The organism is Variovorax sp. YR634 (assembly GCF_900106655.1).
In the GTDB taxonomy this organism is placed as follows: Bacteria; Pseudomonadota; Gammaproteobacteria; order Burkholderiales; family Burkholderiaceae_C; genus Variovorax.
The window spans coordinates 1-23,121 of sequence record NZ_FNOL01000014.1 but is presented as its reverse complement, the minus strand read 5'-3'; the positions used below and the strand labels follow the sequence as shown (position 1 = coordinate 23,121).

Below are 23,121 nucleotides of genomic sequence, written 5' to 3'. Positions count from 1 at the left end.
TGAATCCTTGTCTCGTTCGTCAGAGGGGGTGCAGGTCGAACAGTTGGGCGCCGTAGCCGACTGCGAGGCCGTCGGCCGCGTGGATGCTGTCGACGATGCCGGCTTGCGGTGCGGTCACGGGTAGCAGCAGCGGGCCGATCTTCAACAGGCCGATGGTCTGGCCGGCTTCAACGCGCTGGCCGATGCGGACCAGCGGTACAGCAGCCAGTGGATGGCTTTGCAGGAATACGCCGAGCGAAGGGGCGCGGATCGACAGGATTTCGGGCTCGGCTTCTTCATCCGGCAGTTCGATGATTTCGTCGCCTTGCCTTCCGAGGCGCAGGGTGCCTTGTGGCGTGCGCAGTTCGAGCAGGCCTATATCGGTACCTGCCAGCCAGGCGGCCAGCTGTGGGGTGCGCAGTGCTGTGTCCTGCATTTTTCAGGCCTTCGCTTTTTGGTGCTCTTGTTCGGGGTGATGCACAGGCCGCCGGGTACTCCCCTCCGCGAATGTCCCCCGGGCTTCGCCCTCCTCCTTTATTTCGCTGCGGGGAGCACCCGACGCCCTGTGCACGAGGCACGCTGCTGGCGTTCGGCGGATCAACCTGCGCTCAGTCCAACGATCACGTCGATGGGGTGCCTTGCCCAGCGAAATAAAGGAGGAGGCCGCAGGCCGGGGGACATTCGCGGAGCAAGGTACCCCGTCGGCGTGATCGCGCCCCGAACGACAACAACGCTCAAACACGAGGCGCCCCCCGATGAAGAGCCACCACGCGCGCCACCTTGTCGAGCCACGCGCGCACTTCGTCGAGTGCGGTCAGGGCTTCGTCCCAGGTGGTTTCGATGAAGCGCATGCGGCTGCCGATGGGCGCCTGGCCGAGGCGCCACATGTCGGCCTCGATCACGGTGCCGAACTTGGGGTAGCCGCCCGAAGGCTGGGCGTCGCGCATCTGGATGATGGGCTGCCCGTTGTGCGGCACCTGGATCACGCCGGGCACGATGCCGTGGGAGCGCAGTTCCATCGGTGCAATGGGCCGCAGCGCCTCGCCGTCGAGCCGGTAGCCGTAGCGGTCGCTCTGGGAGGTGATTTTCCATTCGCCGGCCCAGAAGGCTTCGCGCGAAGTCGGCTCGAAGGCCAGGTACTCGGCAGCGGGCAGCACACGTACGGCGACAACGCCATCGCGCTCCAGCGGCAGTGCGAGCGCGGGCGGCACCAGGCCGAACCCGGTGCGGCACACGTTGCCTGCATCGACTGCGCGGAGCACGTCGCCACGGCGCAGTGCGCGCCCTTCATGCCCGCCGAAGGCACCGCGCAGCTGGGTGCTGCGCGAGCCCAGCACCTCGGGCACGTCGATGCCGCCGGCCACGCACAACACTGCGCGGCTGCCACGCTGCGCACCGCCTTGCGGCAGGCCCAGCGTGAGCACCTGGCCGGCGCGTGCCTGATGCACCCACCAGGGCAGCAGGGGTTGCTCGTCGAGCTTGGCTGCGCAATCGGCGCCGGTCAGTGCGAAGGCGCAGTCTTCCTCGAAGCGCACCTTGAACGGAAACACCGGCACCTCGATGGCAGCCGCGCCAAGCGCGTTGCCCAGCAGCAGGTTGCCAGCGGCCAGCGCGAGGTTGTCCATGGCGCCCGAGGTGCCGACGCCCCAGCGCAGGCTGCCGGTGCGGCCCAGGTCCTGCACGGTGGCGAGCGCGGCGGATGAAAGGATTTCGATCATCGGACGATGCCCTCCACGCGAAAACGGATCATGTCGCCCGGCTGCAGCATGGCGGGCGGATCTTGCGCGGGGTCGAAGAACACCATCGAGGTGCTGCCGATGGTGTTCCAGCCGCTGGGGCCGGCCGATGCCGACACGCCCGTCTGCGCGCCGCCGATCGACACCGCGCCGCCCGGGATGCTCAGCACCGGCGTCTTGCGCCGCGGCGTGGCGATGCGCGGGTCCATGCCGCCCAGATAGCAGTAGCCGGGATGGCTGCCGAGCGCATACACCGGGTAGAGCGGCGCGCTGTGCAGCTCGACGATGGCCTCGACGCTCAGGCCCGTGTGCGCCATCACGTCGGCCATGTGCGGGCCGCCCTCGCCGCCGTAGACCACGGGAAGCTCGACCACGCGGCCTTCGCGCGGCACGGCGGTGGCCGCGCTCCAGGCGTTGCACAGGCGCTCGCACAGCGCATCGAGATGGCGCGGCGCGCGCGTGAAGGTGAGCATCAGGTTGTTCATGCCCGGCACGGCCTCGCGCACTTCGGGCCAGCTCTCGGCTTCGTGCGCCAGGGCCCAGATGCGCTGCTGAGACGGCAGGTTCATGTCGCCGTGCGCTTCGAACAGCAGCGCCGTGGTGCCCAGAAGACTGATGGACGGTTCGGTACGGGATGCCTGTGCGCTCACGCTGCGCTCCTTTGCTGCAGCCAGCGTTCGAGGTGATGGATGTCGACGCCGCCGGCGGCAAAGCCGTCGTCGCGCAGCAGCGCGCGGTGCAGCGGCACGTTGGTGGCAATGCCTTCCACATGCGTCTCGGCCAGCGCCAGGTGCATGCGATCGAGCGCATCGGCGCGGGTGTCGCCGTGCACGATGAGCTTGGCGATCATCGAGTCGTAGTACGGCGGCACACGGTAGCCGGCGCCCGCGTGCGAATCGACGCGCACGCCGAAGCCGCCAGGCACCTGCCAGCCGGTGATGCGGCCAGGCGCGGGAGCGAAGGTGTCGGGGTTCTCGGCATTGATGCGGCACTCGATGGCATGGCCCTGGCAGCGCACGTCGGCCTGCGCCAGCGACAGGCGCTCGCCGAGCGCCATGCGCAGTTGCTGCTGCACGATGTCGATGCCGGTGGTCATCTCGGTCACCGGGTGCTCCACCTGCAGGCGCGTGTTCATCTCGATGAAATAGAACGCACCCTTCTCGTAGAGAAACTCGAAGGTGCCTACGCCGCAGTAGCCGATCTGCCGGCACGCGGCCGCGCAGCGCTCGCCCACCTCGGCCATCAGCGCGTCGTCGATGCCGGGCGCGGGCGCCTCCTCGATCACCTTCTGGTGGCGGCGCTGCAGCGAACAGTCGCGACTGCCCAGCCACACGGCGTTGCCGTGGCTGTCGGCCAGCACCTGGATCTCGACATGCCGCGGATGCAGCAGGAACTTCTCGATGTAGACCTCGGGGTTGCCGAAGGCCTGGCGCGCTTCTTCGCGCGTGAGCGCCATGGCGTCGAGCAGCGCGGCCTCTTCGTGCACCACGCGCATGCCGCGCCCGCCGCCCCCGCCCGCGGCCTTCACGATCACCGGATAGCCGATGTCGCGCGCCAGGGCCAGCACCGCGGCCGGGTCGTCCGGCAGCGCCTCGTCGGGACCGGGCACGCAGGGCACGCCGGCCTTGCGCATCGCGCGCTTGGCCGAGACCTTGTCGCCCATGGTGCGAATGCAGGCAGCGCTGGGGCCGACGAACACGAGGCCGGCCTGTTCGACACGCGCGGCGAAGCCCGCGTTCTCCGAGAGAAAGCCGTAGCCGGGATGAATGGCCTGTGCGCCGCTCACCTCGGCGGCGAACAGGATGGCGGACTGGTTGAGGTAGCTCAGCCTCGGCGCTGCCGGCCCGATGCACAGCGCCTGGTCGGCCTGCGCGACGTACATCGCGTCGCGGTCGGCCTCGGAGTGCACGACCACCGTTCGCAGGCCGAGGCCCCGGCAGGCGCGCTGGATGCGCAAGGCGATTTCGCCCCGGTTGGCAATGAGCACGGTGTCGAACATCGCGCGTGCCTCCTCATCCGAAGCGGAACAGGGGCTGCCCTGCTTCCACTTCCTGGCCCGAATGCACGAGCACCTGCTGCACGGTGCCTGCACGATCGGAGCGGACTTCGTTGAACATCTTCATCGCCTCGATCACGCACAGCAGCCGGCCGGCTTCCACAGCCTGCCCCGGTTGCACAAAGGGCGGCTCGCCGGGCGCGGGCTGCAGGTGCACCACGCCGAACAGCGGTGCAAGGCATTCGGCGTTGGCCACCGCGGTTGTTTCTTCCAAAGCCTGTCGCGGAGCCTTCCGTGCAGCGGACGGGCTTCGCACGGCAGTTGCGACGCCCAGCGCCGACAGTTTCACCAGCCGCAGCGTGCTGCCGTTCTCGCTGTACTCCAGTTCCGCCAGGTCCGATGCGGCCAAAGCGTCGATGAGCGTCTTGATCTGTTCCTGCTTCATGCCGATGGCTGTGATGGCCGACGCATTCCGCGAACGCGTGACGGCATGCATGAAAGGTAACGGGCCGCGGGCCCGAAGCCAAAGACGGATTGGCTGTGCCGGGATAAGGGCGCCTTATGACGGACGGCCCATCAGCTCAAGACAAGGCGGCGAGCTCGGGTTCAGGCGTCGATGCGACAGTGCGGGCCAGGTCGACCACGAGTTCGAGCAGGATGTCTTTCACTGCCTGCGCGGGCTCGGACAGCGGCAGGTGGTCGGACTGGCACAGCGCCAGCGGCGCCTCGATGACCGGGTCGACGATGGGGAATTGCCAGGCCCCGCAGCTCGCGACCACCTCGCGCGCCATCGACGCCGGCAGGATGGTGGCGCCCAGCCCGTCGGCAATGGCCGCAGTGAGGGTAAAGGCCGATTCGATCTCCGCCACCACGCGCGGCACCATGCCCGCACGCACGAAGGCCGCGTCCACCAACTTGCGCACCACGTTGTACGGGCGCGGCAAAAAGAGTTCGATGTCGCGCAGGTCGGCCAGCTTCACCGGCTGCGAGGGCGCCGGCATTGATGCGGGGCCGACCAGGAACAGCGGCTCCTTGAGCAGCGGCAAGAACGTGAGCCCGTGGATGGCCTTGTCTCCGTAGAGCACGGCGAGGTCCATGCGGCCGTTCATGATGAGCTCGCTCAGCGTAGTGCCGTAGTTCTCGTTCAGGTAGAGCAGGATGCCCGGGTGGCGCGCGCGCACGGTGCGCAGCAGCGGCAACGACAGCGCCGATGCGGCCGTGCCGGGCGCGAGCCCCACCGACACCTGGCCCGAGAGCCCTTCGCCGGCCGCCTCCATGTCGACGCGGGCCTGCTCGCACTGGCGCAGGATGATCTGCGCATGGCGGTACAGCACCTTGCCGGCTTCGGTGGGCGTCACGCCGCGCTTGGTGCGCACCAGCAGTTGCTGGCGCACTTCGCCCTCGAGCGTGGCCAGTTGCTGGCTCAGCGCGGGCTGGGCGATGAAAAGGACCTCGGCGGCCTGGGTCAGGCTGCCGATGTCCACGATCTTCACGAAATATTTGAGGCGTCGCAGGTTCACGCCTTGTCCCCAAGCAAAAGCCAAGCCTAGCACCGGCCCTGCACAGCCGGTATCAGGGCTCACCATAAGCTGCGCCTATACAACCAGTGAAAAGTCGTCTTGGCCTCGGCTGTTCGATGTGCGTACCGTTCGGTCCATGCAAGCCTCTGCACAGCAAGAACAGGAAGTCATGTGACCATGTCCCGCATTGCCGCCCGCGTGCGGCGCATCAAGCCCTCGCCCAGCACCTCGGCCGCCGACCGCGCCAACGAACTGCGCAGGCAGGGCAAGTCGATCGTGAATCTCGTGGTGGGCGAGCCCGACTTCGACACACCGCCCCACATCCGCCAGGCCGCGGCCGCCGCCATCGAGCGCGGCGCCACGCGCTACACGCTGATGGCGGGCACGGTGGAGCTGCGCGAAGCCATCGTCGCCAAGCTCGAACGCGAGAACGGCCTGCGTTATGCGATGAACGAGATCATCGCCACCAGCGGCGCGAAGAGCGCGATCTACAACGCCTTTGCGATCACGCTGGAGCCGGGCGACGAGGTGATCATTCCCGCACCCTACTGGGTGTCGTACCCCGACATGGTGCTCGCCTGCGAAGGCACGCCCGTTACCGTGGCCTGCCCCGAATCCCAGGGCTTCAAGCTCGCGCCCGCGCAGCTCGAGGCAGCCATCACGCCGCGCACGCGCTGGCTGCTGATCAATTCGCCGAGCAACCCGACCGGTGCGAGCTACACGGCCGCAGAATACCGCGCGCTGGCCGAAGTGCTGGAACGCCATCCGCACGTGATGGTGATGACCGACGAGATCTACGAGCACATCCGCTTCGACGGCGAGGCGACGCCGCACCTGCTTGTGGAGGCGCCCGCGCTGCGCGATCGCACGCTGATAGTGAACGGCGTCTCCAAGACCTATGCGATGACCGGCTGGCGCATCGGCTATGCGGCCGGCCCGGTGGACCTGATCAAGGCGCTGGACACGCTGCTGTCGCAGTCCACCGGCAACTGCTGCTCGGTGAGCCAGGCGGCCGCGGCTGCTGCATTGAATGGCGACCAGGGCTTCGTGGCCGAGAGCGTGGCCGTGTACAAGCAGCGGCGCGATCGCACGCTGGCGCTCATCAACGACATTCCCGGCCTCAGCTGCGCCACGCCGCCCGGTGCCTTCTACCTGTACATCAACTGCGGCGGCCTCATCGGCAAGACCACGCCCGAAGGCAAGCGCCTGAACGAAGACGGCGACGTGGTGATGTACCTGCTCGAAAGCGAAGGCGTTGCCGTGGTCGCGGGCACCGCGTACGGCCTGTCGCCCTACTTCCGTCTTTCCATTGCCACGTCGATCGAGACGCTGGAAGAAGGCTGCACGCGCATCGCCCGTGCAGTGGCCGCACTGCGCTGACGCGCGCCGAAGAACTCACAAGGACCAGTCATGCCCTACAAAGCCATCCGCAAGAACCCGTCGGCCCTGCAAGTGGCGCCGGCCATCATCGCCGCGCTGCAGGACATTCCGGTGGCCGCGCTCAGCGACAACCTGCACCGCAACATCGGTAGCGTCGGCCTGCAGCCCTACCACCGCCCCGGACACAAGACCATGGCGGGCACGGCAGTCACCGTGAAGACGCGCGGCGGCGACAACCTCACGCCGATGCGCGCCTTCGAGTTCTGCCGGCCCGGCGACGTGCTGGTGATCGATGCGGGCGGCGACATCACCAACGCCGTGATCGGCGGCATCCTGTCGTTCTATACCGCGACCATCGGTACCGCGGGCCTGGTGCTCGACGGCGCCATCCGCGACGTGGCCGAGATCCGCGAGCGCGACTACCCGGTGTATGCGCGCGGCGTGAACCATCGCGGCCCCTACAAGGACGGCCCCGGCGAGATCAACGTGCCGGTGTCGGTCGGCGGCATGATCGTGAACCCGGGCGACATCGTGGTGGGCGACCAGGACGGGTTGCTGGCCTTCTCCCCCGACGAGGCCGAGTTGCTGATCGAGAAGGCTCGCGCGCACCTGGAGACGGAAGCGCGCACGATCCAGGCGATGAAGGAAGGACGCTGGGACCGCTCGTTCCTCGATGCTCTCGAGGCACGCTGCGCCAATTGAAGCGGTCAGGCGCCTGAGGCGCCGCCGCTGACCAGCGCCCACAGCGCTTCCGCCACCGGCGCCATGTGCGCCTGCTGGCGGTACAGCCGGATGTCCACCGGCACGCGCCAGCCACCCGCGCCGGCGTCGACCAGCGTGCCGCTGCGCAGGTCTTCGGCCACCAGGCTCATCGGCAGCCATGCGAGGCCACGGCCTTCGAGTGCCATGGTGCGCAGCAGCGCGGCATGGTGGGCCGTGAAAACGATCGACAGCGACGCAGCGAAGTCCTTGCCGAATTCGCTGTCCTGCATGGCCCGCATGATCCGGCCCAGTCCCGAGGCATCGCTGTAGGCCAGCACGGAAGGCGACTGGCCTGCGCCCAGCGCATGCAACGGAGCGCCATTTGCATCGGGCGCGCTCACGGGCACCAGCACGTCTTCGCTCAATCGCTGAACGGGGTAGCCGGTGTCGTCGAGCCGCCCCGGCGCGCCTGCGTGTCCGTGGCACAGCACGAACTGCACGCGGCGCTGCAGCATCAGGTCTTCGCAGGCGTACGAGCTGTCGGAAACGGTCTGGATCGGGCCCATGCTCAGGCGCGATTCCACGCTGCCCAGCCAGCGCGGGAAGAAGGTGAGCGACAGCACGTGCGTGGCGGCGAAGCTCAGGCTGGCGGCATCCAGGTCATGCGCGGCACGGGCCTTGATGCGGGCGGCTTCGAGGCCGGCGAGCACTTCCTGCAGCAGGGGCTGAAAGCGCTTGCCCGCCGCCGTGAGCGCGGTGGGGTGCCCGCTGCGGTCGAACAGGTCGACGCCCACCCACTCCTCCAGCGATCGGATATGGCGGCTGAAGGCGGGCTGCGCGATGGAGCGCGCCTGCGCGGCACGCGAGAAATTGCCGGACTCGGCCAGGGCCAGGAAATCTTCCAGCCATTCGAGGTCGAGGGGTCGGTTGCCGGGGCCCATGCGCAGCGCAGTTGAATAGTTGTATGCGATTCGAGTATTGGACGGCTCGCGCCCCGCCGGCAAAAGATGCACCCATTCCTGCACCTTGAACCACAACGGAGACACAGCATGCCTTCCATCGCGAATTATCGCGGGATCATCCCCGCCATTTCCTGCCCCTTCACGGCCGACCACCGCATCGACGAGCCGGCGCTGCGCAAGCTGGCCTCGTGGCTGGCCGGCCATGACGGCGTGGTGGCGATCATGACCAATGGCCACACCGGCGAAGTGTTTTCGCTGACGCCCTCGGAGCGCGCCGAGGTGACGCGCATCGTCGCCGACGAGCTGCGCGGCCGCACGCCGGTGATTTCTTCGATCGTGTGCGAAGGCCTGGCCGAGGCTGCCGAGCATGCACGCGCCGCGCAGGCTGCCGGCGCGGTGGCGCTCGACGTGATGCCGCCGCACCACTGGCTGCGCTTCGGTTTCACGCCCGGCCATGCGCTGCAGTACTTCGAGGCCATCCACCGCGCCGCGCCGGAGCTGGACCTGGTCTGCCACGTGTACCCGGCCTGGACGCGCGCCTCTTACTCGTCGCAGCTGCTGGCCGAGCTGGCGCGCCTGCCCTACCTGCAGGCCTTCAAGGTAGGCCAGCGCGACATGAACAAGTACGCCCGCGACATCCAGGCGATCCGCGAGGCCGATGCATCGAAGGCCATCCTGACCTGCCACGACGAGTACCTGCTGGCCTCGATGGTGCAGGGCGTGGACGGCGCGCTGGTCGGCTTCGCGACCTTCATTCCGCAATTGATCATCGACCTGTGGAACGCGGTGAAGGCCGGCGATTTGAAGAAGGCGATGGCGGTGCAGGCGCTCATCACGCCGCTGAAAGATGCGGTGTACGGCGGCGGCGAGCCGACCGGCGAGGCGCACGCGCGCATGAAGGGCGGCATGTTCCTGGCCGGCGTGCTCGACAACGCCACCGTGCGCCCGCCAACGGAAGCGCCGAATGCGCGCGAGATGGATGCATTGCACGCCGCCGTGCAGCAGGCCGGCCTGTCGAAGCGCTGAGCCCACGGGGCCGCGACACCCGCGATGCCCCGATGAAAAAACACAAGGAGACAAGAGACATGCAACGCAACCATTTCCTGCGGGCCACGCTGGCCGCCCTCGCGCTGGCCGCGGCATCCACCGCCGGCTTCGCCCAGACCTGGCCCAGTCGCCCGGTGCGCATGGTGATTCCGTTTCCGCCGGGCGGCACGCTCGACACCATCGGCCGCCTGCTGGCGCAGAAGCTCGGCGAGCAGACGGGCCAAAGCTTCATCGTGGAGAACCGCGCGGGCGGCAACGGCGTCATCGGCGCCGACGTGGTGTCGAAGGCGCCGGCCGACGGCTACACGCTACTGTTCAACGCCTCGACCTTCACGACGGCGCCGATGACCATGAAGGCCGTGCCCTACGAAGTGGTGAAAGACTTCACCCCCGTGGCCCTGGTGGCCAAGGCGCCGCTGTCGGTGGCCGTCAACAAGAACCTGCCTGTGACGGACGTGAAGTCGCTCATTGCGTACGCCAAGGCGCACCCGGGCAAGATGACCTTCGCGGTGGGCTCCATCGGATCGGCGGGCCATCTGTCGACCGAACTGCTCAAGCGCGCGGGCGGCGGGCTCGACTACCTGATCGTGCCGTACAAGGGCACGGCGCCCGCGTTCCAGGACCTGATCGGCGGGCAGATCGACGGCTTCATCGACCCCATCCTCGGCTCGCTGCAGTACCACAAGAGTGGCATGGTGAAGGTGATTGCCGTGACCTCGGCCACGCGCGCCGCGAGCCTGCCGAACGTGCCCACGGTGGGCGAGAGCATTCCGGGGTACGAGTTCTACAGCTGGTACGGCCTGTGGGGGCCTGCCAAGCTGCCAGCCGCCGTCACGCAGCGGCTGAACGCCGAGGTCAACAAGGCGCTGGGCACCGACATGCGCGAGACGCTGAATGCGCAGGGCCTGCTGCTGACGCCGGGCAGTGTCGAAGACTTCGTGAAGTTCCAGGCCGACGACATGGCGCGCTCCAAGAAGATCATCGTGGAGGGCAACATCCATGTCGAATGAGGCTGCCCCGCATGCAGTGGTGACGGGCAGCAGCGGAGGCATCGGCCGCGCCATTGCGTCGCAGTTGCTCGAAGCGGGCTGGCGCGTGAGCGGGCTCGACCTGGCCGCACCCACGTTGTCTCACGCGGGCTTCGTGCACGTAGCCGCCGACCTGTGCGATGCCGACGCCATCGCGCGCACGGCCTCCGCGCTCCAGAACGCCGATGCACTGGTGCATGCGGCCGGCGTGCTGCGCGTCGGCCCGCTGGGCTCGCTCGACCACGCAGGCGGCGAACTCATGTGGCGCCTGCACGTCGACGCCGCCACGCGGCTGGCCGATGCCCTCGTGCCCGCGATGGCTGCGCGCGGACACGGCCGCGTCGTGTTCGTCGGCAGCCGCGTCGCACAGGGCTTGCCCGGGCGCGGCCAGTACGCCGCGACCAAGGCGGCGCTGATCGCGCTCGCGCGCAGCTGGGCCGCGGAGGTCGCGGCCCAGGGCGTGACCGTCAACGTGGTGTCGCCCGGCGCCACGCAAACCTCGATGCTGCAGGACCCGGCCCGCGCGGGCAGCGCGCCGCGCATGCCGCCTATCGGCCGGCTGATCCAGCCCGAGGAAATCGCTGCGCTCGTGGGCTTTCTTCTGTCGCCGCCAGCGGCGGCCATCACGGGGCAGGACGTCGCCATCTGCGGCGGCTCGTCGCTGCACCGCTGAACGTCTTTTGCTTTCTCCATCCCCCGAATCCGACCATGAAAATCGTCAACATCCTCGAATCCACCCGTCCCATCAAGTCGGACATCCGCAACGCCTACATCGACTTCTCGAAGATGACCCTGAGCCTCGTGGCCGTGGTCACCGACGTGATCCGCGACGGCAAGCCCGTCATCGGCTATGGCTTCAACTCCAACGGCCGCTATGGCCAGGGCGGGCTGATCCGCGAGCGCTTCCTGCCGCGCCTGCTCGAAGCCGAGCCCGCGTCGCTGCTCGACGAAACCGGCGACAACCTCGATCCGCACAAGATCTGGGCCCGCATGATGATCAACGAGAAGCCCGGCGGCCACGGCGAGCGCTCGGTGGCCGTGGGCACCATCGACATGGCCGTGTGGGACGCCACCGCCAAGATCGCGGGCAAGCCGCTCTACCAGTTGCTGGCCGAGCGCTACGGCAACGGCACGCCGAACCCGCGCGTGTTCGTCTACGCAGCGGGTGGCTACTACTACCCCGGCAAGGGCGTGGAAGGCCTGCAACGCGAGATGACCAGCTACCTTGAGCGCGGCTACTCGGTGGTGAAGATGAAGATCGGCGGCGCCACGCTGGCCGAAGACTGCGAGCGCATCGAGTCGGTGCTGAAGATCCTCGGCCCCGGCCAGCAACTGGCGGTGGACGCCAATGGCCGCTTCGACCTGAAGACCGCCGTCGACTACGGCCGCGCGCTGTCGCAGTACCCGCTGTTCTGGTACGAGGAAGCCGGCGATCCGCTCGACTACGAGCTGCAGGCGAAGCTCGGCGAGGTGTACGCCGGCCCCATGGCCACGGGCGAGAACCTGTTCTCGATGCAGGACGCGCGCAACCTCATCCGCCACGGCGGCATGCGGCCCGACCGCGACTGGCTGCAGTTCGACTGCGCGCTGAGCTACGGGCTGGTGGAGTACCTGCGCACACTCGACATGCTGAAGGAGAACGGCTGGTCACCCTCGCGCTGCATTCCGCACGGCGGCCACCAGATGTCGCTCGCCATTGCGGCCGGCCTCGGGCTCGGCGGCAACGAGAGCTACCCCGACCTGTTCCAGCCCTACGGCGGCTTCCCCGATGGCGTGAAGGTGGACAACGGCTACGTCACGCTGCCGCCGCTGCCGGGCATCGGCTTCGAGGGCAAGGCCGATCTCATTGCGGAGATGCGGGCGCTTGCGAGCTGACGAAAGAAAGTCTCACGGCTGGAAGCCGGAGCGGCGGACCACTGGCTCCCATTGCGCACGAAAGGCCTTCAGCATCTGCGCAGTCTCGGCCGCATTGCTGATCACGGGCGTGATGTAGAGCGCGTCGGCCGCCTTCTGCAGGCCCGGGTCTTTCATGACGTCGCGGATCGCGTTGGCCAGCAGTTGCACCTTGGCGTTCGGCATGGTGCTGGGCGCGAAGAAGGTGTTCCAGCCGTCGGCATCGATCTTCATGCCGGCCTCGCGGAAGATGGGAATGTTGGGCGCGAAGCTCGCGCGCTTCTTGCCCGAGGTGGCCAGGATGCGGATCTTGCCGGCCACGTGCTGGGGATAGAGCGAATCGAGCGTGTCGATGGCAATGGGCAGGCTGCCGCCGCTCAGGTCGGCCGCCAGAGGCGCCGAACCGCCGTAGCCCTTGATCTGCGGCTGCACGCTCAGCGCATCGCCCACCATCAGGCCGAAGAAGTGAGGCAGGCTGCCAGTGGCAGGCACGCCGAAAATCGCCTCTTCCGGATGTGCCCACAGCCGGCTCACGAGAAACATCGCGCGGTCGAGCTGGAGCTTGTTGCCGACCGCCAGCGCAAAGTCGTAGCTGCTGACTTGCGACACGGGCACGAAGTCCTTGTCGGGGTCATAGCCCGCGTCCTTGAAGACCAGCGGCGCGACCACCATCACGGCGGGGTTGCCGAGCATCAGCACGTTCTGCCCCGCGGGGGCGCGCTTTACTTCCTTGGCCGCGAGCCGGCCGCCCTCGCCCGGACGATTTTCCACGCTCACCTGAACGCCGAGCTTGGGCGTCAGCCGCTCGGCGATCAGGCGCGCGATGCGGTCGGTGCTGCCGCCCGGCGCATAGCCGACCACGAGGGTGAGTGGCCCGCCGTCCAGCGCCTGGGCGTGGACCATGGGAGCGCAAGCGGCCAGGGCAATGCCCCACGCCATGATGAGCTTGCGCCTGGAAAGGAATGCGGGCATCGGATCTCCTGCGAGCGGTTGTCGTGAACGGGGGCGCGCGAGTTTTCACGGCGAAAATCGCGCGCCAAGACTGTTTCCGTTCGTTCAAATTTGTTACCGGTTTATACGTATGGGCAAACAGTTGATCTAATCAACTACCAGTGCTCCGAGGCGGGCGAACCACACTCCCCATCCCATTTTTCATACGTATGCAACAAGCTTTTCCCGATGCAGCAGCGTTGCGCGCGCCCCGTTCCCTGAACGACCTGCTGCTGTACCGCCTGGCGCGAGCCATGCGCTCGGGCAACGGCATGGCGACCCGCCTGGTCGAAGGAGGCTTCGGCATCACGCGCCGCGAGTGGGGAATGATCGCCACGCTGGCGCAGGAGGGCGAGATGACTGCGTCGACGCTGGCCACGCACCTGCACCTGGACCGCGTGCGCACCTCGCGCGGACTGCGCAGCCTCGTCGAGAAAAAGCTGGTGGTGCGGCGACAGGACGCTCAGGACCGCCGCGAAGTGCACGTGCGGCTGAGCGCTTCAGGCCAGCAGTTGTTCGGCAGGCTGTTTCCCCGGATCGCGGGGCTGAACACCGAATTGCTCGAAGGCATCGAGCCTGCGGATCTCGATGTCTTTCTTCGCTGCCTGCAGCACCTGGAGCAACGCGGAGAGCAGTTGCTCGTGCAGGGCGTTGTCATGGAGAAGGCGGACCGGCGCTCGGGGGGCACGCGGCACCGGTGGCCGGAACGCGGAGGCTGAGTCAGGCCTTCACGTCCAGCATGCTGCCGATCGAAGTGCTACCAGCGTTGGCGCGCTGCGATGTGCTGCTGCTGCCGCTGCTGCTCTCTTCCATTGAAGCCATCGCGCTCTTTTGGACGCTGGCCGTGCGCAGCGCGTTCATCTGCTGCTGCAGCATGGCAAGCCGGGCCGCCAGCGCTTCGAGCTGCAGCCGGATCGCATCGCGCGCGTCGCCCTCGGGCGTGCCGAGCAGCTGGCCCTGCGTTTTCGCGATCTGCTTCTGCGTTGCCGTGATCTGGCGCTGGATCTTCGCGAGCTCGGCGTTGACGTCGCCCCCGCTTCTGGCGCTGCCGGTCGCAGCGATGGCATTCAGCATCTGGGTCCCCTGTTGTGTCCTCAAGAGGGTTATCGGCAGTTCGGGCGAAAAATGAAGGGCCTTGCATGACCGCAATCGCGAACTAGACTGAACATGAGGGCACCCGCGGTGCCGGGGGCCAAGGAGCCTGCCATGTACAAGCGTGTTCTTGTCGCAACCGACGGCTCCGCGCTGTCGGAGCAAGCGGTCAACGCCGCCATCGACCTGGCCCTGTTGACCAACGCGGAACTGGTGAGCGTCACCGTCGCGCACATCGAGCCGGTCGGCTACTTCGAAGGCTCGATGATGCTGAGCCAGCGGGACATCCAGGCCTCCCAGGAGCATACGGACCGCGCCGCGCAGCAACTGGTCGACAAGGTCGTGGCCACTGCGGTCGCCAAGGGCGTTCGCAATCCGCAGGCCATCGTCATGAAGTCGAACCAGGTGGCCGAGGCCATCATCACGACCGCGAAGAACCAGCAGTGCGACCTGATCGTGATGGCCTCGCACGGACGGCGCAGCCTGGCGCGCCTGCTGATGGGCAGCGAGACGCTGCACGTGCTGACGCACTCGCACATTCCGGTGCTGGTGCTGCGCTAACGCGGCGGCGCGACCTTTCGCAGGCATTCCATAAGTAGCTGACTGGCGGGCGTCTGCGAGCGCCCCCGCAGCGTGATGATGCCCACCGGCGGAAGCTCGATCGGCACGTTGATCTTCAGGATGCACACCTGCCCCTGCTTCGCGAAGTGCCGGGCGACGCTTCGCGCGAGGAACCCCACGGCCGGCCGCTCATGCATGACGGACAGCGTGACAAGAAACGACGCTGTCTCGACGATGTCCGCCGGCGGCACGAGGCGGTGCTTGTAGAACATCTGGGCCAGCTTCGAGCGCGATGAAGCCCACGGCGGGGGCACCACCCAGGGCAGCTCGGCGAGCATCTTCCAGCTTGGCCTGGAAGCCTCCGCCAACGGGTGGCCGGGGCTCACCACGATGCACATCGGCTCCGTGTAGAGGGCTTCGGTCTCCAGGTCCGGCGAGGCATAGCCGGGCTCCAGCCGTCCGACGATCAGGTCGAGTTCGCCCACGCGCAGGCGGGGGAGCAAGCGCGTGAGATCGCCCTCTTCCACCATCACGGTGGTCAGTGCCGACTGCTTCTTGAGCTGCTGGATGGCCTTGACGAGCAGGCTCGGCGTCGCCACCACCATCGCGCCCACGCTGGTGCGGCCGGCGCCGCCGCTGGCCACGGCGTCGATCTCGTCGCGCGTGCGCTGGTAGTCGGCCAGCACCGAGCGCGCAAAGCGCACCACCGTGACGCCGAAGGGCGTGGGCTCGGTGCCGCGCGTGGAGCGCGTGAACAGTTTCAGATCGAACATGCGCTCGATCTCTGCCAGCATCTTCGAAACGGCCGGCTGCGTGATCGAAAGAAACTCCGAGACCCGCCCCAGGTGGCGAAACTCATCCAGCGCCACCAGCAGTTGCAGATGACGCAGCTTGAGGTTGGAACGAAGAACGCGATCGATCTGGCTCATGGCGCTTTGAGCGGGCTTTCTTCTTCATAACCTGGAGCTCATGAAGAGAGTCCGCTATTTCATTGGATGGCAATGATTGTCTCCGGAAGAATCCGCCTTGCTTGCCGAACAACGATTTCTGGAGACAACGATGAAAACCCCTCGCAACATGGCGCGGCGCCAGCTCGTGCTGGGCGGCCTCGGCGCCGCAGCTCTCGCCACCGCCCCCGCTCGCGCGCTGGCCGCCGACTACCCCGAACGCCCTCTCACATTCATCTGCCCGTGGCCCGCGGGCGGCACGGCCGACCGGTCGATGCGCATCATCTGCCAGATCGCCGCACGCGAACTCGGGCAGCCCATTGCGCTGGAGAACCGCGCAGGTGCCTCGGGAATGATCGGCACCAAGGCGCTGGCCTCGGCTCGGCCCGACGGCTACACGATCGGCCAGATACCGATTTCGGTCACGCGTTTCTCCCAGATCGGCACGGTGCAGCTCGATCCGCTGAAAGACCTCACCTACCTCGCGCGCACTTCGGGCCAGACCTTCGGCATCGCAGTGCCGGCACGCTCGCCGTTCAAGTCGCTGCGCGACGCCGTGGCGCAGGCCAAGGCCCATCCCGGCACCGTCACCTACGCACACGCCGGTATCGGCGGCGCAACGCACGTGGGCATGGAGCAGTTCGCGCAGGCCGCCGGCGTGAAGTTCAACGCCATCGCCTACAAGGGCGGCTCGGCCGCGCTGCAGGACGTGCTGGGCGAACAGGTCGACATGCTGGCCGACAGCAGTTCGTGGGCGCCGCACGTCGAAAGCGGCAAGCTGCGCCTGCTCGCCACCTGGGGCGAGGCGCGCACGCCGCGCTTCAAGGACACGCCCACGCTCAAGGAGCTCGGCTTCGACGTGGTGGTGGAAGCGCCCAACGGCATCGGTGCGCCCAAGGGCCTGCCTGCCGCAGTCGAGAAGCGGCTGCGCGATGCGTTCCGCACGGCCGTCAACAGCGAAGAGTTCCGCAAGGTGGCGGAAAGCATCGATGCACCGGTCATGTACCAGGACGGCCCCGAATACCAGAAGTACGTGCAGACCGTGTACCGGCAAGAGACCGACCTGATCCGCAAGCTCAACCTCAAGGAGCTGATGGAAAAGGGCTGATGAAGCCCTCGCCCACCGGCATCCGAACCTGCTCGAAGCAACCCCACGCCACGCCATGAACGACAGTCCCCTGCTTCGCCTGCACTCGAACGACAACGTGCTGGTCGCCAAGAGCGCCATTGCCCTGGGCGAAACGATCGCCGAGTTCGGCGTGCGCGCCAGGGCGCAGATTCCCGCCGGCCACAAGATCGCGTCGCGCGCCATCGCGGCCGGCGAGGAAGTGAAGAAGTACGACACGGTGATCGGCGTAGCCTCGCGCGACCTGCAGGCTGGCGACTACGTGCACAGCCACAACCTCACGCTGGTCGACAGCTACCGCGACCCGGCCTTCTGCCAGGACGTGCGCCCGGTGGACTTCGTGCCGGTTGCCGAACGCGCGACCTTCATGGGCTTCGAGCGGCCCGGCGGCGGCGTCGGCACGCGCAACTTCATCGGTATCCTGTCGTCGGTGAACTGCTCGGCCACGGTCATCAAGCGCATCGCCGCGCACTTCACGCCCGAGCGCATGGCCGCCTTTCCCAACGTGGACGGCGTGGCCGCCTTCGCGCAGACCAGCGGCTGCGGCATGTCGTCGCCGAGCGAGCATTTCGACGTGCTGCGCCGCACGCTGGCGGGCTATGCGCGCCACCCGAACCTGGCCGGCGTGCTGATCGTCGGCCTGGGCTGCGAACGCAACCAGGTCGATGCGCTGGTCGATTCGCAAGGGCTCGAAGCGGGCCGCCTGATGCGCACGCTGGTGATGCAGGAAGTGGGCGGCACGCGCCAGACCATCGAGGCCGGTATCCGCGCAATCGAAGAAATGCTGCCCGAGGCCAATGCCGCACGGCGCACGCGCGTCGGCGCGCACCATCTGAAGATAGGGCTCGAATGCGGCGGCTCCGACGGCTTCTCGGCCATCACCGCCAACCCCGCGCTCGGCGCGGCGATGGACGTGCTGGTGCGCCACGGCGGCACAGCCATCCTGTCGGAAACGCCCGAGATCCACGGCGTGGAATTCATGCTCACGCGCCGCGCCGTAACACCCGAGGTCGGGCAGAAGCTGCTCGACCGGCTGGCCTGGTGGGAGCGCTACGCGGCCGGCCAGAACGCGCAGTTCAACGGCGTGGTGGGCCACGGCAACCAGGCCGGCGGACTGGCCAACATCTTCGAGAAATCGCTGGGCTCTGCGATGAAGGGCGGCACCACGCCGCTTCGCGCGGTGTACGAATACGCCGAGCCGATCGAGGAACCCGGCTTCGTCTTCATGGATTCGCCGGGCTACGACCCGGTGGCCGCAACGGGGCAGATCGCCAGCGGCGCGCAGCTGATCTGCTTCACCACCGGACGCGGCTCGATGTTCGGAAGCAAGCCCGCGCCGACGATCAAGCTCGCGAGCAACACGCCGATGTTTCGCCGCCTGGAGGAAGACATGGACATCAACTGCGGCGTGGTGATCGACGGCGAACTCTCCGTGCCCGAACTGGGCCAGCAGATCTTCGAGCAGATCCTGCGCCACGCTTCGGGCGAGCCGACCAAGAGCGAGACGCTCGGACTGGGCGACCACGAGTTCGTGCCCTGGCACCTGGGCATCGTGAGCTGACTGCCTTCTTTCCCCCTTTCTCCTTCTCTCCATGCCCCTGACCCTTTCGCGCCCCGACCTGCAACGCACGGCCAACTTCATCGCCGGCGAATGGTTGCGCTCCGCTTCCGGCGGCACGCTCGATGTGACCGATCCGGCCACCGGCGCCCTCATCGCGCAGGTACCCGACTCCAGCGCAATCGACGCGCACGCAGCCGTCGATGCCGCGCATGCCGCCTTTCCCGCCTGGCGCAAAACACCCGCCAAGCAGCGCGCGCAGATCCTCAAGCGCTGGAACGACCTTGTGCTCGCGCACCAGGAAGACCTGGGCCGGCTCATCTCGCGTGAGCAAGGCAAGCCGCTGGCCGAAGGCCGCGGCGAGGTTGCCTATGCGGCCAGCTACATCGAATGGTTTGCCGAGGAAGCCACACGCGCCAACGGCGACGTCATTCCGGCGCCCGTACCGGGCCGGCGCATGTTCGCGCTGCGCGAACCGGTCGGCGTGGTCGCGGCGATCACGCCGTGGAATTTTCCGGCCGCGATGATCGCGCGCAAGATCGCGCCGGCGCTTGCCGCGGGCTGCACCGTGGTGTGCAAGCCGGCCGAGGACACGCCGCTGACTTCGCTCGCGCTTGTGGCCCTTGCCGCGGAAGCCGGCGTACCGCCGGGCGTGCTGAACATCGTCACCGCATCGCGCGAGCGCACGCCCGAAGTGGTCGATGCCTGGCTCGACGATGCGCGCGTGCGCAAGATCACTTTCACCGGCTCCACGCCCGTCGGCAAGCACCTCGCGCGCCGTTCGGCCGACACGCTCAAGAAGCTGTCGCTCGAACTCGGCGGCAATGCGCCGTTCATCGTGTTCGAAGATGCAGACATCGAGGCCGCGGTGGAAGGCCTGATGGCCGCCAAGTTCCGCAACGGCGGCCAGACCTGCGTGTGCCCGAACCGCGTCTTCGTGCATGAGGCAGTGCACGAACGTTTTTCCGAACTGCTGGTTGCACGCGTGGCGGCATTGCGCGTCGGACCTGCCGCCGACGCGGCCTCTCAGATCGGGCCGATGATCAATGCGCGCGCGGTCGAGAAGATCGAGCGCCATGTGCAGGACGCGGTGGCGCGTGGCGCGCGCGTGCTCACCGGCGGTACACGACTGCCCGAGCTCGGCTCGAACTACTTCGCACCGACCGTGCTCGCCGATACAGACGCCACCATGGCCTGCGCCTGCGAAGAGACCTTCGGCCCGGTCGCGCCGCTGACGCGCTTCTCGAACGAGGCCGAGGTGATCGCGCAGGCGAACGACACGCCCTTCGGCCTGGCCGCGTATTTCTATTCACGCGACGTGCGCCGCATCTGGCGCGTGGCCGATGCGCTGGAGACCAGCATCGTCGGCATCAACGAAGGCGCGCTGGCAGCCGAGGCCGCGCCCTTCGGCGGCGTGAAGGACTCGGGCTACGGCCGCGAGGGCTCGGTCCACGGGCTGGACGACTACCTGCACACCAAGTACGTGTGCCAGGGGCAGCTGGACTGACGGCCGGCGCCCATCCATCACCACTCTTCGACAGATCCCACATGCCCGCTCACAACCCCTTCAAGGCGGCCCTGGCCGCAAACCAGCCGCAGGTCGGCCTCTGGCTCTCGATGGCCGATCCGTACATGGCCGAGGTCAGCGCAACCGCCGGCTTCGACTGGCTGCTGATCGACGGCGAACACGCCCCCAACGACTTGCGCTCGACGCTGGCCGCGCTGCAGGCGGTGGCGCCGCATCGGGCCCAGCCGGTGGTGCGCGCCGTGCAGGGCGACACCGCGCTCATCAAGCAGTTGCTCGACATCGGCGCGAAGAACCTGCTGGTGCCGATGGTCGACACCGCCGGGCAGGCGCGTGCGCTGGTGTCTGCCACACGCTATCCACCGCGCGGCATTCGCGGCGTGGGTAGCGCAGTCGGACGCGCGTCGCAGTGGAGCGCGCGCACCGACTACCTCGACGCAGCCGACGACGAAGTCTGCCTGCTGGTGCAGGCCGAGACGGTGCAGGCGCTGGACAACCTCGCGTCGATCTGCGAGGTCGACGGCGTGCACGGCGTGTTCATCGGCCCGGCCGATCTCGCGGCCTCGATGGGCCATCGCGGCCGGCCCGGCCACCCCGAGGTGCAGGCAGCCATCGAAGGTGCGATGCGGACTATCGTGGCCTCAGGCAAAGCCGCCGGCACGCTGACCTCCGATCCGAAGCTGGCGCGCCGCTACCTCGAACTCGGCTGCACCTTCGTCGCCGTGGGCGTTGACGTGCTGCTGTACGCGGGCGCCGCGCGCAAGTTGGCGGCCGACTTCCTCGGTGCGCCGGTTTCTACTCCTGTGCCGCCTGAATCGCGCGGGGCGTACTGAGTCACGGCGGCAGCTAGCGAGATAGAGAACCCCCCGCTACGAGGAAGCAGAAGCCACGCGCGCAGTCCCCGCCCGAAACGCGTCCTCGACCGCCGCCGCATCCTGCGCGCCATCGAGCTGCGCCCGGAAACGATGTTCGGAGAACAGGCGGGCCATCAGCGCGAGCAACTGCAGATGATCGTCCTTGGCGCCGTCCTCCGGCACCGTGATGGCCAGCATTTGGGAGACCGGCTTGCCGTCCGGGGCATCGAAGGCAATCGGCCGCCTGGTGCGAATGAACAGGGTGATCGGCCGTTCGATGCCGTCGATGCGTGCGTGCGGAATCGCAAATCCGTCGCCGAGGGCGGTCGATCCAGCCTGTTCACGTCGACACAACGCGCGAAAGACTGGTGCCGGGTCGAGGCCGCGAGCACCGCAGATCGTCGCCGCAACAAGCTCGAGCGCGTGCGTTCGATCCCGGACATCGGCGTCGAACAGGATGTCCTGCGGTTGCAGCCAAGCGGCAATCTGCGCGATGTCGTGTGTCATCGAAATCGTTTCCTCGAATTTCATGAAGATGCGCCCGGTTGGAGCGCATCTACCGCAGTTCGTCCAGACGCAACACGTAGCGGTGCGACCCGAGGTAGCGCAGTTGCGGCGAACGGTGCACCAGCCCTCGATCACCGCCTTGCGCATCCACCCCACGTCCCTGAAGGAGCGCAACCGCCTGGAGCGGCATGCGCTCGAAAGGTCCCGTAAAGCACTTCGGCATCCGCAGTGCCGTGTCTGCGTGCGGAGATGCCACCCACTCCGTGCCCAGGCCGCTGTAGCTGCACAGCAGATGCACCCCGGCATGGTCAAGGTGCCAGTTTTCATCGATGTCACAGCCGCGAACCTGCAGCGTAAGGGTCATCCGGGGGCTGCCAGTGATCAGCGCGAAGCGTGTGGCGAGCATGTCGATGTCTGCCAGCAAAGCGTCTCGCCCGGGCCCACGCGGCGTGCGGGAAGTCTTGCATGCCGCCTGCAGCGCAACCGCCACATCGGCCGCGCGCAATTGCAGTTGCACCGTGGGATGCCTGGCCGGAGGCAAGGCATCCAGCCATGCAGCAATCGGGGCCTGCGGTTCGCGCCGCCACAGCGCCAGGTCGATGCCCGGTTCCAGAATGCGTTCGAGCACGTCGATGTCCTGGCCGAGCAGGATCTCCGGCGGGAGCCGCAAGGGCGCTGGCCGACTCAGGCAATCGCGAACGAAGGTCTTGCCGGAATCGGCCGTCGCATCGGCGACCACGCTCTCCAGGTCAGCCGCCATTGGCCAGACCACAACGCTGGAGATGCTCGCGCCAGCTTGTGAGGTGGCCGATCTCGCCATCGGGCGCGCATTCGAGCAGACAGTGCACCACGGAGGCATAGCTCTCCAGGGGCAGACGAATCATGAGGCGGGCGCGCGGAGCGCCATTTGCGCACGTTGCATTCACACGCATCAGGGGCTCGCAGCGCAGCACGCCGGCACCCTTGCATGCGGCGATGCCGCGCCGCACGCGGCACGCGTCGACCGACGGCACCGTGACGTCGAGCACCTTGAAAACCGTCTCGCTCTTGGCACGCACAGTGCCTGCGTATTCCCGATAAGCGGCGTAAGCCATGAAACTCCTGCAATGGAAAAGAACACGGTGTCAGTATCGGCAGGCGCGTGTGAAAACGGTGTAAACAATGCACCCTGCGGTGGAAATGCCGCGTAAATATGCTGGCTTCAGCGCTGGCCCGATCTGGAACTGGCCGTGGACGAGCAAGAGATTTCCCAGTAACCCGGGCAGCCCTCTTGCGGAACAACGCTCAACCAGCGCGCTCCGCAATGACCGCAGGAAGCCAGGAGAACTTCGGCGCCGTCCTGGCTTTCCAGGCTCTCCTGCGCGGGATCGCGCATGGGCGTGCCGCAGCAGGACCAATGCAGGCTCATGTCGGGCAAGGCGCGAGCAGCCCGAACCCACGCTGCAGCGCGGGACCAGAGCGTTTCTCCTGGAGGCATGGTGTGCACGAAGGCGGGCCGCGGCCCGCCTGTCGCCTTGGAATCAGAGCGTCTTCGTCAGCGTGAGGATGAAGCGCGCCTTGTTCGGCGAGTAGGTCGTCTGGCCGAAGGTGCCGAAGCTGAGGTCGACGCCCGGGTTGGCCACTGCGAGGTACGAGCTCTTCTTGTTGGCGCCCTGCACCGAGCCGGTCAGCGACAGGCCGTTGCCGAAGTCGTAGCTCGCGCCGACGTTGTAGTCGAC

At 67.5% G+C, this 23,121-nt stretch carries 25 protein-coding genes and 1 pseudogene; 12 read left to right on the top strand and 14 right to left on the bottom strand.

What is annotated here, in order from left to right; genetic code table 11:
• Nucleotides 1-19: 19 nt before the first annotated feature.
• The 6 genes from BLV60_RS21710 to nac all read right to left on the bottom strand — a co-directional run bounded on the left by BLV60_RS21710 (nt 20) and on the right by nac (nt 5,231).
• Nucleotides 20-415 (bottom strand): acetyl-CoA carboxylase biotin carboxyl carrier protein, encoded by a 396-nt coding sequence (locus tag BLV60_RS21710; protein ID WP_093057358.1) that lies wholly within the window; start codon nt 413-415, stop codon nt 20-22.
• A gap of 298 nt (nt 416-713) precedes the next feature.
• Nucleotides 714-1,697: a 5-oxoprolinase subunit C family protein gene (locus tag BLV60_RS21705; protein WP_093057357.1), complete on the bottom strand. Its 984-nt coding sequence runs from the start codon at nt 1,695-1,697 to the stop codon at nt 714-716.
• The gene (gene pxpB, locus BLV60_RS21700) at nt 1,694-2,365 is read right to left on the bottom strand and encodes a 5-oxoprolinase subunit PxpB (protein ID WP_093057356.1); all 672 of its coding nucleotides are present in this window, start codon (nt 2,363-2,365) and stop codon (nt 1,694-1,696) included. Before pxpB ends, BLV60_RS21705 begins: the two co-directional genes overlap by 4 nt.
• Nucleotides 2,362-3,714 carry an acetyl-CoA carboxylase biotin carboxylase subunit gene (gene accC, locus BLV60_RS21695; RefSeq protein ID WP_093057355.1) on the bottom strand — a complete coding sequence of 451 codons (1,353 nt, stop codon included), beginning with the start codon at nt 3,712-3,714 and terminating at the stop codon, nt 2,362-2,364. Before accC ends, pxpB begins: the two co-directional genes overlap by 4 nt.
• A gap of 13 nt (nt 3,715-3,727) precedes the next feature.
• Nucleotides 3,728-4,156, bottom strand: a complete 429-nt coding sequence (locus BLV60_RS21690) for an acetyl-CoA carboxylase biotin carboxyl carrier protein (protein ID WP_093057490.1) — start codon at nt 4,154-4,156, stop codon at nt 3,728-3,730.
• A gap of 136 nt (nt 4,157-4,292) precedes the next feature.
• The gene (nac, locus tag BLV60_RS21685; RefSeq protein ID WP_176928866.1) at nt 4,293-5,231 is read right to left on the bottom strand and encodes a nitrogen assimilation transcriptional regulator NAC; all 939 of its coding nucleotides are present in this window, start codon (nt 5,229-5,231) and stop codon (nt 4,293-4,295) included.
• A 171-nt stretch (nt 5,232-5,402) separates the two neighbouring features.
• On the opposite strand from nac, the gene BLV60_RS21680 reads away from it, so the two are divergent.
• Entirely contained in the window at nt 5,403-6,611 is a 1,209-nt protein-coding gene (locus BLV60_RS21680) for an aspartate transaminase (RefSeq protein ID WP_093057353.1), read from the top strand.
• A gap of 30 nt (nt 6,612-6,641) precedes the next feature.
• Nucleotides 6,642-7,313: an RraA family protein gene (locus BLV60_RS21675; protein ID WP_093057352.1), complete on the top strand. Its 672-nt coding sequence runs from the start codon at nt 6,642-6,644 to the stop codon at nt 7,311-7,313.
• A 5-nt stretch (nt 7,314-7,318) separates the two neighbouring features.
• On the opposite strand, the gene BLV60_RS21670 is transcribed toward BLV60_RS21675, so the two are convergent.
• A complete protein-coding gene (locus BLV60_RS21670) occupies nt 7,319-8,254 on the bottom strand; it encodes a LysR family transcriptional regulator (protein WP_093057351.1) in 936 nt (311 codons plus the stop codon).
• A gap of 108 nt (nt 8,255-8,362) precedes the next feature.
• On the opposite strand from BLV60_RS21670, the gene BLV60_RS21665 reads away from it, so the two are divergent.
• Genes BLV60_RS21665 through BLV60_RS21650 form a run of 4 tightly spaced genes read left to right on the top strand, consistent with a single transcriptional unit; the run spans nt 8,363 to nt 12,225 of the window.
• Nucleotides 8,363-9,301, top strand: a complete 939-nt coding sequence (locus BLV60_RS21665) for a dihydrodipicolinate synthase family protein (protein ID WP_093057350.1) — start codon at nt 8,363-8,365, stop codon at nt 9,299-9,301.
• 59 nt (nt 9,302-9,360) lie between these two features.
• The gene (locus BLV60_RS21660; RefSeq protein ID WP_093057349.1) at nt 9,361-10,332 is read left to right on the top strand and encodes a Bug family tripartite tricarboxylate transporter substrate binding protein; all 972 of its coding nucleotides are present in this window, start codon (nt 9,361-9,363) and stop codon (nt 10,330-10,332) included.
• Nucleotides 10,322-11,023, top strand: a complete 702-nt coding sequence (locus BLV60_RS21655) for an SDR family NAD(P)-dependent oxidoreductase (protein ID WP_093057348.1) — start codon at nt 10,322-10,324, stop codon at nt 11,021-11,023. The genes BLV60_RS21660 and BLV60_RS21655 overlap by 11 nt, the downstream gene beginning before the upstream one ends.
• Nucleotides 11,024-11,058: 35 nt before the next feature.
• Complete coding sequence (locus BLV60_RS21650; protein WP_093057347.1) at nt 11,059-12,225, top strand: mandelate racemase/muconate lactonizing enzyme family protein; 1,167 nt, start codon at nt 11,059-11,061, stop codon at nt 12,223-12,225.
• Between the two features lie 12 nt (nt 12,226-12,237).
• Here the strand turns inward: BLV60_RS21650 and BLV60_RS21645 are convergent, their stop codons facing one another.
• Nucleotides 12,238-13,215 carry a tripartite tricarboxylate transporter substrate-binding protein gene (locus BLV60_RS21645; RefSeq protein ID WP_093057346.1) on the bottom strand — a complete coding sequence of 326 codons (978 nt, stop codon included), beginning with the start codon at nt 13,213-13,215 and terminating at the stop codon, nt 12,238-12,240.
• Between the two features lie 188 nt (nt 13,216-13,403).
• Here BLV60_RS21645 and BLV60_RS21640 point away from each other — a divergent pair, with 188 nt between their 5' ends.
• Nucleotides 13,404-13,952 carry a MarR family winged helix-turn-helix transcriptional regulator gene (locus BLV60_RS21640; protein ID WP_093057345.1) on the top strand — a complete coding sequence of 183 codons (549 nt, stop codon included), beginning with the start codon at nt 13,404-13,406 and terminating at the stop codon, nt 13,950-13,952.
• Between the two features lies 1 nt (nt 13,953).
• On the opposite strand, the gene BLV60_RS21635 is transcribed toward BLV60_RS21640, so the two are convergent.
• On the bottom strand, nt 13,954-14,307 hold the full coding sequence (locus BLV60_RS21635) for a FlxA-like family protein (RefSeq protein WP_093057344.1): 354 nt from the start codon (nt 14,305-14,307) through the stop codon (nt 13,954-13,956).
• Nucleotides 14,308-14,439: 132 nt separating this feature from the next.
• On the opposite strand from BLV60_RS21635, the gene BLV60_RS21630 reads away from it, so the two are divergent.
• Nucleotides 14,440-14,886 (top strand): universal stress protein, encoded by a 447-nt coding sequence (locus BLV60_RS21630; RefSeq protein ID WP_093057489.1) that lies wholly within the window; start codon nt 14,440-14,442, stop codon nt 14,884-14,886.
• Here the strand turns inward: BLV60_RS21630 and BLV60_RS21625 are convergent.
• Nucleotides 14,883-15,815, bottom strand: coding sequence for a LysR substrate-binding domain-containing protein (locus BLV60_RS21625; RefSeq protein ID WP_093057343.1), 933 nt, complete (start codon nt 15,813-15,815; stop codon nt 14,883-14,885). The two genes, BLV60_RS21630 and BLV60_RS21625, sit on opposite strands and share 4 nt — an antisense overlap.
• 130 nt (nt 15,816-15,945) lie before the next feature.
• On the opposite strand from BLV60_RS21625, the gene BLV60_RS21620 reads away from it, so the two are divergent.
• From BLV60_RS21620 to hpaI, 4 genes are read left to right on the top strand one after another with little or no spacing between them, the layout of a single operon-like run.
• Complete coding sequence (locus BLV60_RS21620; RefSeq protein ID WP_093057342.1) at nt 15,946-16,941, top strand: tripartite tricarboxylate transporter substrate binding protein; 996 nt, start codon at nt 15,946-15,948, stop codon at nt 16,939-16,941.
• A 55-nt stretch (nt 16,942-16,996) separates the two neighbouring features.
• Nucleotides 16,997-18,520 carry a UxaA family hydrolase gene (locus tag BLV60_RS21615; protein ID WP_093057341.1) on the top strand — a complete coding sequence of 508 codons (1,524 nt, stop codon included), beginning with the start codon at nt 16,997-16,999 and terminating at the stop codon, nt 18,518-18,520.
• A gap of 31 nt (nt 18,521-18,551) precedes the next feature.
• Nucleotides 18,552-20,024, top strand: coding sequence for an NAD-dependent succinate-semialdehyde dehydrogenase (locus BLV60_RS21610; protein WP_093057340.1), 1,473 nt, complete (start codon nt 18,552-18,554; stop codon nt 20,022-20,024).
• A 41-nt stretch (nt 20,025-20,065) separates the two neighbouring features.
• On the top strand, nt 20,066-20,875 hold the full coding sequence (gene hpaI, locus BLV60_RS21605; protein WP_093057339.1) for a 4-hydroxy-2-oxoheptanedioate aldolase: 810 nt from the start codon (nt 20,066-20,068) through the stop codon (nt 20,873-20,875).
• Nucleotides 20,876-20,911: 36 nt separating this feature from the next.
• Here hpaI and BLV60_RS21600 read toward each other — a convergent pair whose 3' ends face one another.
• The 4 genes and pseudogenes from BLV60_RS21600 to BLV60_RS21585 form a co-directional block, all read right to left on the bottom strand.
• The gene (locus tag BLV60_RS21600) at nt 20,912-21,427 is read right to left on the bottom strand and encodes a PTS sugar transporter subunit IIA (RefSeq protein ID WP_176928865.1); all 516 of its coding nucleotides are present in this window, start codon (nt 21,425-21,427) and stop codon (nt 20,912-20,914) included.
• A gap of 25 nt (nt 21,428-21,452) precedes the next feature.
• Nucleotides 21,453-22,163 carry a DUF1826 domain-containing protein gene (locus BLV60_RS21595; protein WP_176928864.1) on the bottom strand — a complete coding sequence of 237 codons (711 nt, stop codon included), beginning with the start codon at nt 22,161-22,163 and terminating at the stop codon, nt 21,453-21,455.
• Nucleotides 22,153-22,497 carry a hypothetical protein gene (locus BLV60_RS21590; protein WP_093057336.1) on the bottom strand — a complete coding sequence of 115 codons (345 nt, stop codon included), beginning with the start codon at nt 22,495-22,497 and terminating at the stop codon, nt 22,153-22,155. The genes BLV60_RS21595 and BLV60_RS21590 overlap by 11 nt, the downstream gene beginning before the upstream one ends.
• Before the next feature lie 426 nt (nt 22,498-22,923).
• A pseudogene (locus tag BLV60_RS21585) lies at nt 22,924-23,121 on the bottom strand (hypothetical protein); the annotation flags it as partial.